Raw genomic sequence first — 15,642 nt, 5'->3', positions numbered from 1 at the left:
TCAGGCTGGACTTTTTCCGGCTTGGGGCTACCCTGTAATAGTAAGACTCGCACTCAAAATAACAGGACAGTATTATGCGGCTTCGACTATTTCGGGTGGCAGCGTGTGTGCTGATCGGAGGTTTATCAGGCACCGCCGCTACAGCTGAAACCAATGAATCGCTGATCGAGCGGGGTGAGTACATTGCCAGGGCGACCGACTGCCTTGCCTGTCATGTCGGCCCCGATGGCACCCCGTATGCCGGTGGCAATGCCAACATCACACCTTTAGGCAGCATCGTTGCCCCCAACATTTCTTCATCGAAGGAATACGGGATAGGTGATTATTCCCTTGAGGATCTCAAACGGGTGTTGCGGGATGGTAAAGCTCCCGGAGGGAAGTACCTGTATCCCGCGATGCCGTACCCCGCGTATCGCGGTATGACGGATGAGGATATCGAAGCACTGTATGCATATCTGCAGAGTATCCCCGCGGTGGACTATGCCCCTGAAGCGAGCACAGACCTGGGTTTTCCGTTTAATATCCGCTTTTCAATGATTGTCTGGAACGCCATGAATCTGGGCGAGTATGAGGCGCCGGAAGGGTTTGATGAGCAGGAAGCCCGTGGCCAGTACCTTGTCGACCACATGGCTCACTGCAGTACCTGCCATACACCCCGCGACGACATGATGGCCAGTGAGTTCGACCAGTATCTCGGTGGTGCTCAGCTGGGCAGCTGGTTTGCACCCAATATTACCAGTGACGAAAAGGCGGGCATTGGTGCCTGGAGCAATCAGGAGCTGGCAGATTATTTCCGGCAGGGGCAGGTGAGCTACCTCGCTCAGGCCACTGGCCCGATGGGCGAAGCTGTGCATTACGGCCTTCAATATCTGACAGAAGAAGATCGTCTGGCAATGGCGGCGTACCTTAAAACCGTACCAGCCATAGCGGATGACACTCAGCAGCACGCTGTGTTTGATCCTGAGCTGAGCAAACCCATCCTGGACATGGAGCCGGTGGTTATCAAAGCCACGGATTACGCGCCGGATGAGCTTGCACAGCATGGGCTGAAACCGGATGACATCAAAAATCCCGATTCTCCTGAGGGCTTATACGCTCAGCATTGTGCAGCCTGTCACCGTGACGATGGTCTGGGGCAGCCGTTTTCTCAATACGCAAGTCTGCAGGGAAATACCTCCGTGCGCAGTGCCAACCCAAGAAACCTGGTGGCTGTTGTCCTCAGGGGGGTAGCGTTCAGTGGCTCAACGCCAAGGCCACTCATGCCCGGGTTCGAGGGCAAGCTTGAGGACCAGCAGATAGCAGACATTGCCAACTATGTGCGTACAGAGTTTGGTGGTCACTCAACCAGTAACATCAATGCGGACGATGTCGCTTATATAGCATCGGGCCAGCAGCCTGTCTCGGGTTTGATTCGGTATGCGCCCACGCTGGCGTGGATTGGCATCCTGATTCTTGTGGTACTGATTGCGGGTGGGGTTTGGCTCTGGCTGCGTCGGCGTAACCGTCGAGCCAATGCCGTTCGCCACCAAAATGTTCACTCTGATCAATAAGGTCCGTCACATGACTACAAGCCCTTTTTTAACACGGCGTGATCTGCTGACGATGATTGGCAAAACTGCAGGCGCCAGCGCAATGTATTCCGCGATGATGTCTATGGGCTTTGCTAAAGCCTCAACGTTTACCAGCGAACTGGAGCTGTCTGACGCGCCGGATGGCGACAGTGTGTTGATCCTGGGCGCCGGCCTTGCAGGAATGACAGCGGCCTATGAAATGCGCAAGGCAGGCTACGATGTCACCATTCTTGAATATAACCAGCGCCCCGGTGGTCGGTGTTACACCATTCACAGCGGGGATACAGTCACCGATCTCTCGGGTGAAACCCAGCACTGTGAGTTTGCGCCGGGCAACTATATCAACCCCGGCCCCTGGCGGATTCCCTATCATCATTATGGTGTGCTGCACTATTGCAAAAAGTTCGGGGTAAAACTCGAACCTTTTATCCAGCTGAATTACAACGCTTACGTACATTCATCCAAAGCGTTTGGCGGGAAGCCCAAGCGTGTGCGTGAAGTGCTGACAGATGTGCACGGTTATACGTCGGAGTTGTTGGCAAAAGCCACCAATCAGCAGGCCCTTGATGATGTGTTAACGAAAGAAGACACCGAGGCTTTGCTGGCACAGCTGGATGACTGGGGCCACCTCACTGACGACTATAAATATCAGAAAAGCCTGAAAGCCAGTGAATACCGCGGCTATGACGACTGGCCAGCCGCCGGGCTGATGCCCAAGCCTTCTCCCAGTGAACCCCTGGACTTCAAGGAACTGCTGCACTCGGGTTTGTGGGGCATGCTGCTGGACTATTTCAATACCTCCTACCAGCACACCATGTTTGAGCCCGCAGGGGGCATGGAGGAGATCGCCCGGGGCTTTGCCGGTGAGGTGGGTGACCTGATTGAATATGGCCGGAAAGTCGTGCGCATAGAGCAGTCTGATAATGAAGTAACCGTGCATTATATCGATCCGGAGCGCCCGGATGATGTCATGACCCGCAAGGCTGACTGGTGTGTCTGCACAATTCCATTGTCTGTTCTTAGCCAGATTCCGGTTGAGGTATCGCCCGCCATGCGCGAGGCAATCGCCGCTGTGCCTTACGCCAGCTCTGTGAAAACCGGGCTTGAGTTCAAGCGGCGCTTCTGGGAGCAGGATGAGAGCATTTTTGGTGGTGTGTCCTATACCGACCTGCCAATCAAGGCCATTTCCTATCCCATGTACGATTACTTCAGTGATGGCCCGGCGGTGTTGCTGGGTGCCTACACAATTGATGATGCAACCAGCTTTACCATGTCGTCCATGACGGCAAGGGAGCGGGTGGCGCTGGCGGTGTCCTACGGTAAACAGATACACCCACAGTATGAGGAAGAGTTTATTTCCGGTGTTTCCTGGTCGTGGCACCTTTCCCCCTGGTCTCTGGGCTGCTATGGCCTGTGGACCGAAGAGCTCCGGGAGGCGCATTACGACACGTTATGTGAGATTGATAACCGCCTGGTGCTCGCCGGCGAGCATTGCTCTTATATTCCTGCGTGGCTGGAGGGCGCTATTCTCTCCGGAATGGATGCCAGCAAACGGCTCCATGAAAAAGCGACCGCGACTGCGAGGGCCTGAGGTGACTATGAAACACATCACATTTACGCTGCTTTTTCTCGGCGCCAGTGCGTTACCTGTGACGGCAGGTGCCGCAGAAAACATGTCCTCCGGTCCGAACACAGCAGAGTCTTATTCTTCGGAAGACTTTACTGTGAAGCCGGAATGGGAAAAGCTGTTTGCGGATCACAACCATTTTTCAACCACAAGCGGTGAAGAGTTGTACCAGACCCTGTGTCAGGCCTGCCATCTGAGTGACGGGCAGGGTGCGCAAGGGGCCGGGCATTATCCTTCCTTCGTTGGCGACGAGCGATTGCGTACTCCCTTTTATGCGATCGATGTCATTCTCAATGGCTTTCGTGGCATGCCCGGGTTCAGTGACAAGCTCAGCGATCAACAGATTGCAGACGTGGTCAACTACCTGCGCACGAGTTTCGGTAACCAGCTCGAAGCTGACGCAACCGCCGAAGACGTTGCCCGGGTTCGTCACTGACGCAGACGGTATGTGAACTGCCTGAAGTCCGGCTGCCTGAGTGAGCGGCCGGGCGTCCCTCCTTTAATTACTCCTCTGTTTATACGCCCTTTTCGGGGGGGTGGCTACTGAATTTCAGCTTATTTAACAAATAGTTGGAGTAACATGTTCCAGCTCATGTTAAAGCCTGCCTGATTCATTCATCCTGTATACATCAAACGTCAAGAGACAGGAGAATGACGATGAAAACCCTATTACGTAGTGATGAACTGAACTGCCCTTCCTGCGTTCCCAAGATCGAGAATGCCCTTGGGCAGATTAAAGGCGTAACCCATTCAAAGGTGCATTTTGCAACCGGACGTATCGAGGTGGAATACGACGCCGAGCAGGTAAAAACCGACCAGCTGGTTTCAGCTGTACGAGATGTCGGTTACGAGGCCCGCGTCAGCGCATTCTAAGGTTTACTGGCCGGGGCGGCTTTCCGCTGCCCCGGCTCACTGAAGAAGTGAAGAGGTAAAAAACATGTTAAGCAAAATAATATCCAAATGGCGCCGCCTGTGGAACTCTCCCGCAAACCGGCGCGGTATGGTTGTACTGGTGTCAGGCGTTGCAGGCCTGGCCGGTGTTATCAGTAACTTTTCCGGTGGTCCTGCAGGACTCACCAGTGCGCTTTGGTTGTTTGCTGCGCTTGTGGCAGGCACAGAAATAGCACAGAGAGCCTTCGCCGCGTTGCGGGCGCGCTCCATCAGTATTGAACTGCTGGTGACCATTGCGGCCGTTGGCGCATTGTTTATCGGAGAGTATTGGGAGTCGGCGGCGGTCACCTTCCTGTTTGTGCTGGGTGGTTACCTGGAAGCGCGAACATTGTCGCGGACCCGCTCGGCACTCAGCGACTTGCTGGCACTGGCACCGACAGAGGTAACGGTTCGTCGTGACGGTGAGGAAATAACCCTGGCGCCCCATGAAGTGATTGCAGGCGACACGGTTGTGGTTCGCCCCGGTGGCCGGCTGGGTGTCGACGGTGAGATTCTCAATGGTCAGGCTGCTATTGATGAAAGTGCCATTACCGGTGAGCCGATTCCTGCCGAGAAGCAGAAGGGCGATACGGTATTTGCCGGAACGGTCAGCCATGATGGCTACCTTGAAGTCCGGGCGCAAAGTGTGGGCGCAGATACTACTTTAGCACGGATCATTCAGCGTGTTGAGCAGGCACAGGAGGCGAAGGCGCCTACCCAGCGCATGATTGAACGCTTTGCCAGCTGGTATACACCGGCAATCATTGTGATGGCCATTGTTACCTACACATTCACTCAGAACATCGCCCTGGCACTGACTCTGCTTGTAATTGCCTGTCCGGGCGCTCTGGTTATTTCGACACCAATCTCTGTAATTGCAGGTATTGGCCGGGCAGCACGCGGAGGCATTCTGATCAAAGGTGGTGAATATCTGGAAACTGCCGGTCGTATCCGTGCAGTGGCTTTCGATAAAACAGGTACGCTCACCGAAGGCCGCCCTGAAGTATTAACGGTTACGCCGTTACCGGGTGTTCCGGCACTGCCGACCAATACGGATGAGGCATCACCCCGTGAACGGTTGTTGCAGTGGGCTGCGCTGGCAGAAAGTGGTTCCGAGCATCCATTGGGCAGGGCAGTTGAGCGTGCGTTGCCAGAAGCGTATGTCGGCCCCCGGGTCGATCAGTTTGAAACTGCACCGGGTGGCGGTATAAGTGCTCAGTGGCAGGATCAGCGTGTTGAAATCGGTAGTCCGGTCTGGCTGGAAGAACGGGTCAACGAATGGCCTGAGACAGCGAAAGTCGCACTGGATGAGATCCGCGAACGTGGTGAAACCGTTGCAGCTGTTTCCGTTAACGGAGCTTTAGTAGGGCTTCTCGGGTTCGCTGACCGCCTGCGCCCTGAAGCGGCGGCAGCATTGCAGAGCCTGCGTGACAGTGGAGTGAAGCGCCTGGTGATGCTGACCGGTGACCACCATGCCAGTGCACAGCGGATTGCCCGTGAAATCGGCATTGATGAAGTTCACGCCGGACTGTTGCCTGAGCAGAAGTTGGAAGCCATTGAAAGAATTCAGCGCGAGACTGGCCCCACAGCCATGGTTGGTGACGGAATCAACGACGCGCCTGCGCTGGCTACAGCCGATATTGGTATCGCCATGGGCGTTGCCGGAACCGATGTGGCCATCGAGAGTGCTGATATTGCGTTGATGGCTGACGATCTGGGCAAGATCTCAGAGGCGGTAGGGCTGGCAAGGGCTACCCTGAACAACATCCGCCAGAACGTTGTTATTGCCTTGCTGACCGTGTTCGGATTGTTGGCGGGTGTTTTCGCCAACGAGGTACACATGGCAGGCGGAATGTTTATCCACCAGATTTCAGTATTGGTGGTGGTGGTCAACGGCATGCGCCTGATGCGTGCCCGTCCCGCCAGGAAGCAGGATTCCGCCCTCGCTACGCAACAGCGTACCCGGACAGCGTAATCCACAAGCCTGGCCGGGGAAGGTCTGACCTTCCCCGGTTTTTTGCCTTTATCAGCCAGAAAGTTTAATGAATAACCAGCCGTTTCAGCCAATCCAGAAGCGCAGTCGGCAACAGTTCCGGACGCGGTAACAGTGCGTATTGATTGGCGCCGAAGATGCGCGGCAGGTAGCCGGGGGCCTGGCGGTCAATGGTCAGGCAGAAGGCGGAGATTCCCTGCAGCGTAGCTTCGGTTACGGCCTGGCGCATATCCTCCACGCCATATTGACCTTCATATTCGTCTTTGTCGTTAGGTTTGCCATCCGAAAGAAATAACAGCAGGCGGTGAGCCGCGGGCTGTTGCATCAGAGCCTGTGTGGAGTGGCGGATCGCGGCCCCGGCACGGGTATAGCGCTCGGGTTCCAGTGCGCTGATACGCAAAGCAATATCATTGCTGTACGGCTCATCAAAGCGTTTCAGTTCACGAACAATAACGGTATCCGGTCCCTCGCCGGAAAAGGCCTGAACCGCATAGGGTTCACCCATACCCTCAAGAGCGATACACACCAGCAACAGCGCTTCGCGCTCCACATCAATAATCCGTCGGTTCGCGGCAACCCAGCTATCCGTTGAGCCGCTGACATCTATGAGCAGGGTAATTGCAAGATCCCGTTCAGCTGTGCGGCGGGTCTGGTAAAGAGCTTCCGATAGGGTTCCGCCGGCGTGAAAGTCGGCGTAGCTTTCAATCCAGGCGTTGAGGTCTATTTCGTCCCCATCCAGTTGTTTGCGCCGGGTAACACGTCGGGCGCTGAGCATTTCAAAGTTCCGGCGGATCTGGTTCAGCAATGAGCGGTGTTCATCCAGGGTATTGTCTACCCAGGATTGGGTGCCGGGCAGATTGGGCAGCACCCGTACTGTCGCGCCAGGGTCCCGGTAGGCCTGAGAGCGGTAATCCCATTCGGGGTACCGAATACCCCGCTCTTCTTTTACTGCCCTGCGTAATTGCATGGCGGTATTGGTATCGGGTGGGTCATCGGTGATCAGGACTTCTTTCGGCGACCCCGGGGTTGAGATCAGGCGCGCTTCCGGCAGGTCCGACAGCATGTCGCCAAATTCATCTGCGCTGGTGTCTTCGTCCCGGTCAATCGGCCGGTTCAGGCCCAGAGGGTCCTCAGCCTGCTGATGAGGTTCGTCGGGCTGAACCATGAAGATACCCGGGTCGTCATTGTCATTGTCTTCATCCTCGGTAGCTTCCCGAACTTCAGGGCGGCGGGGCAGGCGGCTGCTGCCGGGAGGAGACGTTGTCGGGTCGTCGGGTGGTTCTTCGGTTTCAGTTGTCTCGACCGCGCTGGTGACCTCCGGGGAGCGTAGCTCTCCGGTCCACCAGTCTTTCAGCAAAGGCGCATCCCCAGGTGTGTGTTTGCGCGTCTGTGGGTTGCCGGGTAACAGTTTCTGGCTGTGTATCAACTCCTCAGCCAGCCAATACGACTGTGCCGGGCTGTCGCTCAGGGGGACGGTACGGGCAGTAACCTGGCTTTCCAGTAACCGGCGTAGCCAGCGTTCCAGAGGGCGACGGGGCAGGGAGAATGTCTCCAGGGGAGGGCGCTTTTGGAGTGCAAACCGTCGCAATTGGTGTATCGATTCCTGCATGCCCGGGAGTTGGTGCAGCAGTGCGGCATCAGCGGCCCAGGCTTCGAGCAACAGATAGACATCTGCGTGCGTGGGTGAGGTAAAGGGCCGTGGGGGTTCCGCGCTGCCGCGTTCGGCGCGCATTGCCTGTTGCAGGGCCATTACCCGGTAGAGTTCGTTGCCGTAGCTGATGTCTTCTATGCCAGAATCAGCTGGCAGCCACAGGTGCCTGCCATTCGTTGCCGGCACAGGTTGTGTCAGCCAGGGCGCCTGGACACGTCGGAATACCCGCGAGAGAAACGTGGGATGGGCGGGATGCTGTGCTACACGCAGGTTGTAGCTTTGCCCGGTGATGGCAATAATCAGCAGGTCCAGGCGCGATGCTATATCAGCGAGCAATGCCGTAGGCGGCCCGGCCGGAAGTGGCCGATACCGGCGCCACAGCTTTTGGGTGTATATGGTTGCGTGGCGCGCGGCATCGCTGAGAAGGTCTTCGGGTTCGGCCATTTCAGACAAACGTGCCGTTGACCAGGTCGCGCAGCGCACTGGTCATCGACGGCTCATCGGTCAGCGGTGAAACAATGCCTGCGTAGCAGGCTTCCCGTGGCGGGATACCGTTGGCAATCAGAATGGCCGCGGATATCAGCAGGCGCGTGCTGGGCACTTCGGCCAGACCGCGGTCACGCAGTTTCCGTATGCGTTCGGCCAGGCTGACCAGGCCACGGGCGGTTGCCAGATCAACGTTGCTTTCATGGTGCACAATCCGGGCTTCGTTCTCGGCGCTCGGGAAATCCAGGTCCATGGCGACAAAGCGCTGGCGTGTACTGGGTTTCAGATCTTTGAGCATACGTTGATAGCCGGGGTTGTAGGATACAACCAGCTGAAAACCGGGGGCGGCTTCCAGGTTCTCCCCGGTCTTGTCGATAGGAAGCATACGCCGATGGTCAGACAGGGCGTGGAGTACCACCACTGTGTCCTGGCGAGCTTCCACTACCTCATCGAGATAACAAATGGCGCCCTGGCGCACAGCCCGGGTTAATGGACCGTCCTGCCAGACGGTCCCGTTATGCTGAATCAGGTAGCGCCCGATCAGGTCACTGGCGGCCAGATCATCATGGCAGGCAATGGTGATCAGAGGCCGCTGCAAGCGCCAGGCCATATGCTCAACAAAGCGTGTTTTACCACACCCTGTAGGCCCCTTCAGCATAACGGCCATACGGCGTTCATGGCACTGTTCAAACAGCGCAACTTCGTTGCCAGTGGGCTGGTACCAGGGCTCTGTGGACGGCATTGATGCCAGCTCATGCATACTTTGATTAACTCCCTGACTCTTCAACTTCAAAGCGCGGCCGGCGGCGGAAGAAGTCGAAAATAAACAGGCCGACACCGGCGGTGAACAGCGTGGCAGACGCGATCAGCATAATAAAGTGAATCTGGATTTTCAGCTGCGCATCCAGGTACCCCATACCCATGATGCGTTCCAGATACACCTGGCCGATCCCGGCGGTGGCAAAGGACAGAGTCATGCCAAACATACCCGCCAGCTGCAACCAGAATGACCAGTAACCAATAACGTTGCTGTCATTCTCGCGAGGGTGGGTAAGCGACGGTAAGGCGTAGGTGATCATCGCCAGAACGATCATGGCATAGGCACCATAAAAGGCGGCATGGCCGTGCATGGCGGTAATCAACGTGCCGTGAGTCCACTTGTTTATGCTCGGCCAGGTGTGCGCCAGGCCCAGCAGGCCGGCACCAAACAGCGTGAAGATGGCACAGCCCAGCGTCCAGTGCAGGGCCAGCACGTTGGGGTGGGACAACCCCGAGCGGCGCATGGCGCCATAGGCGTACATTGCCATACCCACGATGGCCAGCGGCTCAAGCGCGCTGAAGAAGCCGCCAATCGGCAACCAGTAATAAGGTACGCCAACCCAGTAGTAGTGGTGGGCTGTGCCGATAATACCGGCCAGAAACACCAGGCCGACGATGACGTACAGCCATTTTTCCATAACTTCCCGGTCCGCGCCTGACAGGCGGATCAGCAAATAGGCAAGGAAGCCGCCCAGGATCATCATCCACACGCCTTCTACCCAGAGGTGAATGGTCCACCAGCGGTAGAAAATAGAAACGGTGTAGTTGCCATACTCCAGCAGTGCTGGGAAAAACAGCACCGCCGAACTGACCAGCCCGAGTACCAGGACCCCTTCGGTGGTGGTGAAGCGGCCGGCTTTTTTTATAGTCATGCCAATGTTGTACAGGAAGATCAGCATGCAGATAACAATCACGATCTTGCTGGGCAGTGGCTGCTCCAGCAGCTTGTTGCCGGTACCGTAGCGGAAGAAATAGCCGAAAATGGTGGCAACACCCATCAGTGTCCAGAGTACCAGCTGAACATACGCCAGCTTGACACTGTGCAGCTCCGTGCGTGATTCGTCGGGGATCAGCCAGTAAGTGGCACCCATAAAGCCGGTGAGCACCCAGACGATCAGAAGATTGGTGTGAATCATCTTGGTGACATCAAAGGGCAGAATATACAGCAAGGGGTCCGGGCCTAGATATTTAGCCGCCGACAGCAGGCCGAACACCAACTGTAAGCCGAACAGCACCATGGCTACGGCAAAATACCAATAAGCGACTGACTGGGACTTATAGCGCATTGTCGTTCTCCGTCTGTTTACTGCCGCACAGGGGCGGCAGACGCCAGGTGTTATTTCAGGGTGGCGAGAAACGCAACCAACTGGTCTATTTCTTTCTCACTCAGGCTATCGGCATAACTGGCGGGCATGAAGGAAGTGCTGCCAGCCGAATACATATCGCCGGGCACCACGTGGGCAGAGGGGCTGACGATAGACTCGTGCAAGTAGCTTTCCACATCGGTTGCCTCACCTTGATAGTCGCCACTTTCCAGGAGTTTTTTGGTACGGGTGACCAGGCCTCCCAGGCTCGGACCCGCGCCATCGGCGCCCGGGGTCAGAGAGTGGCAGGCTTTACAGGTGGGGACAGCCGTAGAAAATAACTGTTCGCCCAAAGCCCGGGGGTCGCTGCCACTGTCCACAGGGGTAACGCTGGCTGCGTCTGCATCGGTGATTTCGCCTTCACCACCCATGGTTGTCGGGGTAGTCATGCCGCCGGTAACCAGTATCGGCCGGGGTGGCCAGCCCTGGTTATCCACCTCACTGACCCAGCCCAGAAACGTCACCAGGTCCTTGATTTCCTTTTCGCTGAGATCCTGTTTGGGCATCAGCCGCCGGTGTTTCTGCTCATTGTAGAATTTCGACGGATCGCGCATGTACGCGTGCAGGTAAGGATCACCGCGGTGTTTGGCGATTTTGGTCAGGTCCGGCGCATAATAAGCACCTTCGCCAAAGAGTGTGTGGCAGTTAATACAGTTGTATTTATGCCATACATCCTTGCCATGAGTGACTTCCGGGGTGATGTTTTCTGCGTTGGTGAGCTCGGGAAATTGTCGATGGCTATCCAGAGTCATAACCAGAAATAAAATGGCCGCCACAGCCGTGGAGCCAATTGCGAAGAGTCTGCCTTGTCTGTTAGTCATCGCTGTGCACCCTCCTCAGACTGCGATTCCGGTCCAGTGCAGAATAGCCATGGTGAAGGCATAAAGTACCGCTAGCAGCATCAGGCCCAACACTACAAAACTTACGATGCGCATGGGTGCGTAGAGTTTTTTCAGTGACATTCTGCTCTCTCCCAACGATTCGGTTTAACAGGGTTTGACGTTTGCTCAGTGCTATTAAACGTAGCAGGCTTTTGCAGAATTTCAGGTTCTGGGAGGTTTTTTCGGTGGCAGTTTTAAGTTTTACTGCTACGCTGACTGTTATCGGGAGTTTAGCCACCCTGTGGAGGGCGTCCCCATGACATCTGACAGCTTCAGTACCCGCGATCAGCTCACCGTTGATGACAAAACCTATATTATTCATCGGCTTGACCGTGTCGAGGGTACGGCCCGGTTACCCTTTAGCCTGAAGGTTCTGCTTGAAAACCTGCTGCGCAATGAAGACGGCAAGCGGATTACCGCCCGGCAGATTGAGGCACTTGCCAAGTGGCAGCCAAAGCATGTTGAGGAACAGGAGATACAATACACGCCGGCACGTGTGCTGATGCAGGATTTTACCGGCGTGCCCTGTGTTGTGGATCTTGTGGCCATGCGTGATGCAATGGGCAGCCTGGGCGGTGATGCCCGGCGCATCAATCCGCTGATCCCCACCGAACTGGTGATTGACCACTCAGTGATCGTTGACGTGTTTGGTCAGCCTGATGCGTATCTGACCAACGCGGCCCTGGAATTTGAACGCAACGCTGAACGTTATCAGCTTCTGCGCTGGGGAGCGCAGACTCTGGATGATTTCAGCGTGGTGCCACCGGATACTGGTATTTGTCATCAGGTTAACCTGGAATACCTCTCCCGCGTGGTCTTCACTCGCGATACTCCTGAAGGGACTCTGGCCTATCCGGATACCCTCGTCGGAACAGACTCTCACACCCCCATGGTTAATGGCCTGGGCGTGCTCGGGTGGGGTGTCGGGGGCATAGAAGCCGAAGCGGCGATGCTCGGCCAACCGGTGAGCATGCTTATGCCCGAGGTTCTCGGGTTCAAGCTTACCGGCGAATTACAGCCAGGCACCACGGCCACCGATCTGGTACTGACCGTTGCCGAGCTGCTGCGCCGTACAGGGGTAGTGGGTAAGTTCGTAGAATTTTATGGCCCGGGTGTTGCGAACGTTCCGCTGGCCAACCGTGCCACCATCGGTAACATGAGCCCGGAATACGGCTCTACCTGCGCGATGTTCCCGATTGATGAGGAAACACTCGCTTACCTTCGTTTGACGGGCCGGCCTGAACACCAGATTCGTCTGGTTGAAGCCTATGCCAGGGAACAGGGGCTGTGGCATGATCCGGAACGGGAAGCTGAATATTCGCAAACGGTAGAGCTTGATCTGGCAACGGTAGAACCGTCGCTTGCCGGGCCGAAACGGCCGCAGGATCGTGTGCCCTTGCGGATTGCCCCCAATGCAGTGTGTGCATTGCTGGCCGGCCAGTCTCAGGCTGAAGCCCTCAAGGTAGGGCTGGATGCCGCGTCTGATGGCTCGTTTCCCGCCAGTGACCCGATTTCCCTCGCCCATGATGACCCCACTGATGCGCCACACTCACTGGCGGACGACAGTTGCGAGGTGGCACCCTGGAAACCGGACCCTGTGCCGGTAACGCTTGCAGATGGCACCCGTTTCGATATTGATCATGGCTCAGTGGTTATCGCTGCAATCACCTCGTGTACCAACACATCCAACCCATCGGTGATGATCGGTGCGGCCTTGCTGGCTAAAAACGCCGTCGAGAAAGGGCTGGTCACCAAGCCCTGGGTCAAGACTTCTCTGGCGCCCGGTTCACGGGTGGTCACGGATTACATCGAGCGCGCAGGGCTTACCCCTTATCTGGAGGCATTGGGTTTTCACCTGGTCGGTTATGGTTGCACCACTTGCATCGGGAACTCCGGACCGCTGATTCCTGAGGTCAGCGCTGCGATTAACGACAACGACCTGACGGTGTGCTCAATGCTCTCGGGCAACCGAAACTTTGAAGGCCGGATTCACCCTGAAGTCCGGATGAATTTCCTGGCTTCACCGCCGCTGGTGGTTGCATATGCATTAGTGGGGAGTTTACACGTTAACCTCACAACAGAGCCGCTGGGGACCGGATTTGATGGCGAGCCGGTTTACCTGCACGACATCTGGCCCTCTCCGAAAACCATCGAGAGCACGATTGCAGAAAACCTGCATGCGGAGATGTTCACCGAGGGCTACGCAGACGTCTACGCCGGCGATGAGCGCTGGCAGGGCATGGATGTGCCGGAAGGCGACACCTTTGAGTGGCAGCCAGACTCCACTTATGTACGCAAACCTCCTTTCTTCGACAATATGAAGTCTGACCCGGAACCCCTGACGGACATTACCGATGCGCGCGTGCTGGCGCTGCTGGGCGATTCGGTGACCACCGACCACATCAGTCCCGCCGGGGCAATTGCGCCAGAGTCGCCGGCAGGGCGTTATCTCAGGGAGCAGGGCGTCGAGCGCAAAGACTTTAACTCCTACGGTGCCCGCCGCGGCAATCACGAGGTAATGATTCGCGGAACCTTTGCTAACGTGCGTTTGCGCAATCTGCTGGCACCTGACACGGAGGGTGGTTTTACCCGTGATTTCACTCGTAGTGATGGCCCTGTCTCCACTATCTACGAGGCGTCTGAGAACTACGCTGAGGCTGGTACACCGTTAGTGATTCTCGCTGGTAAAGAGTATGGCTCCGGCTCATCCCGCGACTGGGCAGCCAAAGGTACCGCGTTGCTGGGCGTACGCGCGGTGATTGCTGAGTCCTACGAGCGTATTCACCGTTCTAACCTGATAGGAATGGGGGTAATGCCATTGCAATTCCCGAAAGGGGAGAGTGCCAAATCCCTCGGTTTAACCGGTGAAGAGACCTTCAGCATTACCGGCCTGGCAGGAACCGACGTGCCAACGCAGGCGGTGCAGGTAACAGCAACCAGCCCGGAGGGTCAGACTCAAACGTTCGACGCTGTTGTGCGCATCGACACTCCGGCCGAAGCTGACTACTACCTTCACGGGGGGATTTTGCCGTACGTGTTGCGGCAGTTGCTGTAACTTGTTGCAGGTCCTAAGTTTTTAGGGTGGGCTCTTTGACAACTCCCGGATATCCACTAAGTTTAAGGGAGTTGGTCATTGTCAGCGGATTACTCCGAAGCGATGTTCAGGAGGCCTATGCAACCGGATACAACAGCGTTGATTGCGGAATACTGGGCCATTGGGCTATTTGTCGTAGCCGTCATCGGCCTGTGCGTGTTCATGCTGGGTGCATCTGCGCTGCTTGGTGGACGCAGTAAAGGGCCCAGCAAAGGGCTTCCCTTTGAGAGTGGTATTGTCGGCACGGGCAGCGCCCGCCAGCGTTTTTCCATCCAGTTTTATCTCGTTGCCATGCTCTTCGTTATTTTTGATATAGAAGCCATGTTTCTGTTTGCGTGGGCAATATCTGTACGTGAGGTGGGCTGGAGCGGCTTTTGGGGAGCCGCGGTCTTTATCTTCATTTTGCTGGCGGGGCTGGTTTATGACCGCCGTGTCGGTGCCCTGGACTGGGCTCCGAAACCCAAGTAATACACCCACAGCCAGCCTTGTTGTTTTTCCGTCCGGAGGCATTTCATGACCTATACCCTGACTCGGGTCGAAGATGCATTAGCTGCAGAGAATGAACGCTATCCACTGGAAAAGCGTGAACGTGTTGACGATCCGATGCAGCAGCAGGTTCATCGGAGCGTATTCACCGGCAAACTTGATGAGGTACTGAACTCAACGGTGAACTGGGGCCGCAAGCATTCCCTGTGGCCTTATAACTTCGGACTGTCCTGTTGCTATGTGGAAATGACCACAGCGTTTACAGCGCCCCATGACGTTGCGCGTTTCGGGGCAGAGGTTATCCGGGCATCCCCGCGCCAGGCGGATTTCATGGTTATTGCCGGCACCTGTTTTGTGAAAATGGCGCCGGTTATCCAGCAACTCTACGATCAGATGCTGGAGCCCAAATGGGTGATCTCCATGGGTTCCTGCGCCAATTCCGGCGGTATGTACGACATTTATTCGGTGGTGCAAGGCGTCGACAAGTTTTTGCCGGTGGATGTGTATGTACCCGGTTGCCCGCCACGCCCGGAGGCGTTCCTGCAGGGGCTGCAATTATTGCAGGATTCGATTCAGGAAGAGCGGCGCCCCCTGTCCTGGGTGGTGGGAGATCAGGGCGTATACCGTGCGGAAATGCCTTCTCAGCGGGAAAAACATCGCGATCGGCGTATTCAGGTAACGGAGTTACGCACGCCAGACAGCATCTGACAGGTTATATACGGTTTCAGCATTTCAGGAAG

The 15,642-nt window shown here is 56.3% G+C and carries 13 protein-coding genes; 8 read left to right on the top strand and 5 right to left on the bottom strand.

Translation table 11 applies throughout. The features are described from left to right. Positions 1 to 74 precede the first annotated feature (74 nt). The 5 genes from FFI95_RS09585 to FFI95_RS09565 all read left to right on the top strand — a co-directional run bounded on the left by FFI95_RS09585 (position 75) and on the right by FFI95_RS09565 (position 6,103). Positions 75 to 1,550, top strand: coding sequence for a cytochrome c (locus FFI95_RS09585; protein ID WP_144822178.1), 1,476 nt, complete (start codon positions 75 to 77; stop codon positions 1,548 to 1,550). Positions 1,551 to 1,560: 10 nt separating this feature from the next. Continuing rightward, complete coding sequence (locus FFI95_RS09580; RefSeq protein WP_144822177.1) at positions 1,561 to 3,162, top strand: flavin monoamine oxidase family protein; 1,602 nt, start codon at positions 1,561 to 1,563, stop codon at positions 3,160 to 3,162. Positions 3,163 to 3,169: 7 nt separating this feature from the next. Next, a complete protein-coding gene (locus FFI95_RS09575; RefSeq protein ID WP_186311990.1) occupies positions 3,170 to 3,634 on the top strand; it encodes a c-type cytochrome in 465 nt (154 codons plus the stop codon). Between the two features lie 221 nt (positions 3,635 to 3,855). After that, positions 3,856 to 4,071 carry a heavy-metal-associated domain-containing protein gene (locus FFI95_RS09570; RefSeq protein ID WP_144822175.1) on the top strand — a complete coding sequence of 72 codons (216 nt, stop codon included), beginning with the start codon at positions 3,856 to 3,858 and terminating at the stop codon, positions 4,069 to 4,071. A gap of 64 nt (positions 4,072 to 4,135) precedes the next feature. Then, on the top strand, positions 4,136 to 6,103 hold the full coding sequence (locus tag FFI95_RS09565; RefSeq protein ID WP_186311989.1) for a heavy metal translocating P-type ATPase: 1,968 nt from the start codon (positions 4,136 to 4,138) through the stop codon (positions 6,101 to 6,103). 64 nt (positions 6,104 to 6,167) lie between these two features. On the opposite strand, the gene FFI95_RS09560 is transcribed toward FFI95_RS09565, so the two are convergent. The 5 genes from FFI95_RS09560 to FFI95_RS15540 are packed head-to-tail and all read right to left on the bottom strand — an operon-like array spanning position 6,168 to position 11,403. After that, positions 6,168 to 8,216, bottom strand: coding sequence for a nitric oxide reductase activation protein NorD (locus FFI95_RS09560; RefSeq protein ID WP_144822174.1), 2,049 nt, complete (start codon positions 8,214 to 8,216; stop codon positions 6,168 to 6,170). Position 8,217: 1 nt separating this feature from the next. After that, the gene (locus tag FFI95_RS09555) at positions 8,218 to 9,018 is read right to left on the bottom strand and encodes a CbbQ/NirQ/NorQ/GpvN family protein (protein ID WP_144822173.1); all 801 of its coding nucleotides are present in this window, start codon (positions 9,016 to 9,018) and stop codon (positions 8,218 to 8,220) included. 7 nt (positions 9,019 to 9,025) lie between these two features. Next, complete coding sequence (locus FFI95_RS09550; protein ID WP_144822172.1) at positions 9,026 to 10,363, bottom strand: cbb3-type cytochrome c oxidase subunit I; 1,338 nt, start codon at positions 10,361 to 10,363, stop codon at positions 9,026 to 9,028. A 50-nt stretch (positions 10,364 to 10,413) separates the two neighbouring features. After that, entirely contained in the window at positions 10,414 to 11,262 is an 849-nt protein-coding gene (locus FFI95_RS09545) for a c-type cytochrome (protein WP_144822171.1), read from the bottom strand. A gap of 15 nt (positions 11,263 to 11,277) precedes the next feature. Further along, on the bottom strand, positions 11,278 to 11,403 hold the full coding sequence (locus FFI95_RS15540) for a hypothetical protein (protein ID WP_257535407.1): 126 nt from the start codon (positions 11,401 to 11,403) through the stop codon (positions 11,278 to 11,280). A 175-nt stretch (positions 11,404 to 11,578) separates the two neighbouring features. Here FFI95_RS15540 and acnA point away from each other — a divergent pair, with 175 nt between their 5' ends. From acnA to FFI95_RS09530, 3 genes are all read left to right on the top strand, one after another. After that, positions 11,579 to 14,377 (top strand): aconitate hydratase, encoded by a 2,799-nt coding sequence (gene acnA, locus FFI95_RS09540; protein ID WP_144822170.1) that lies wholly within the window; start codon positions 11,579 to 11,581, stop codon positions 14,375 to 14,377. Positions 14,378 to 14,494: 117 nt separating this feature from the next. Then, positions 14,495 to 14,884, top strand: a complete 390-nt coding sequence (ndhC, locus tag FFI95_RS09535; protein WP_144822169.1) for an NADH-quinone oxidoreductase subunit A — start codon at positions 14,495 to 14,497, stop codon at positions 14,882 to 14,884. Positions 14,885 to 14,929: 45 nt separating this feature from the next. Beyond that, positions 14,930 to 15,610 (top strand): NuoB/complex I 20 kDa subunit family protein, encoded by a 681-nt coding sequence (locus tag FFI95_RS09530; protein WP_144822168.1) that lies wholly within the window; start codon positions 14,930 to 14,932, stop codon positions 15,608 to 15,610. Positions 15,611 to 15,642 lie beyond the last annotated feature (32 nt).

It is taken from the genome of Marinobacter piscis (genome assembly GCF_007671655.1).
GTDB lineage: Bacteria > Pseudomonadota > Gammaproteobacteria > Pseudomonadales > Oleiphilaceae > Marinobacter > Marinobacter piscensis.
Note: the sequence above shows the minus strand (reverse complement) of the source record. Positions and strands in the feature narration are given on the sequence as shown.

Coding starts and splice junctions, on each gene's coding strand:
- FFI95_RS09570 (WP_144822175.1), top strand. CDS start 3,856: ATGAAAACCCTATTACGTAGTGATGAACTGAACTGCCCTTCCTGCGTT.
- FFI95_RS09585 (WP_144822178.1), top strand. CDS start 75: ATGCGGCTTCGACTATTTCGGGTGGCAGCGTGTGTGCTGATCGGAGGT.
- ndhC (WP_144822169.1), top strand. CDS start 14,495: ATGCAACCGGATACAACAGCGTTGATTGCGGAATACTGGGCCATTGGG.
- FFI95_RS09565 (WP_186311989.1), top strand. CDS start 4,136: ATGTTAAGCAAAATAATATCCAAATGGCGCCGCCTGTGGAACTCTCCC.
- FFI95_RS09575 (WP_186311990.1), top strand. CDS start 3,170: ATGAAACACATCACATTTACGCTGCTTTTTCTCGGCGCCAGTGCGTTA.
- FFI95_RS09555 (WP_144822173.1), bottom strand. CDS start 9,018: ATGCATGAGCTGGCATCAATGCCGTCCACAGAGCCCTGGTACCAGCCC.
- FFI95_RS09530 (WP_144822168.1), top strand. CDS start 14,930: ATGACCTATACCCTGACTCGGGTCGAAGATGCATTAGCTGCAGAGAAT.
- FFI95_RS09580 (WP_144822177.1), top strand. CDS start 1,561: ATGACTACAAGCCCTTTTTTAACACGGCGTGATCTGCTGACGATGATT.
- FFI95_RS15540 (WP_257535407.1), bottom strand. CDS start 11,403: ATGTCACTGAAAAAACTCTACGCACCCATGCGCATCGTAAGTTTTGTA.
- FFI95_RS09550 (WP_144822172.1), bottom strand. CDS start 10,363: ATGCGCTATAAGTCCCAGTCAGTCGCTTATTGGTATTTTGCCGTAGCC.
- FFI95_RS09545 (WP_144822171.1), bottom strand. CDS start 11,262: ATGACTAACAGACAAGGCAGACTCTTCGCAATTGGCTCCACGGCTGTG.
- acnA (WP_144822170.1), top strand. CDS start 11,579: ATGACATCTGACAGCTTCAGTACCCGCGATCAGCTCACCGTTGATGAC.
- FFI95_RS09560 (WP_144822174.1), bottom strand. CDS start 8,216: ATGGCCGAACCCGAAGACCTTCTCAGCGATGCCGCGCGCCACGCAACC.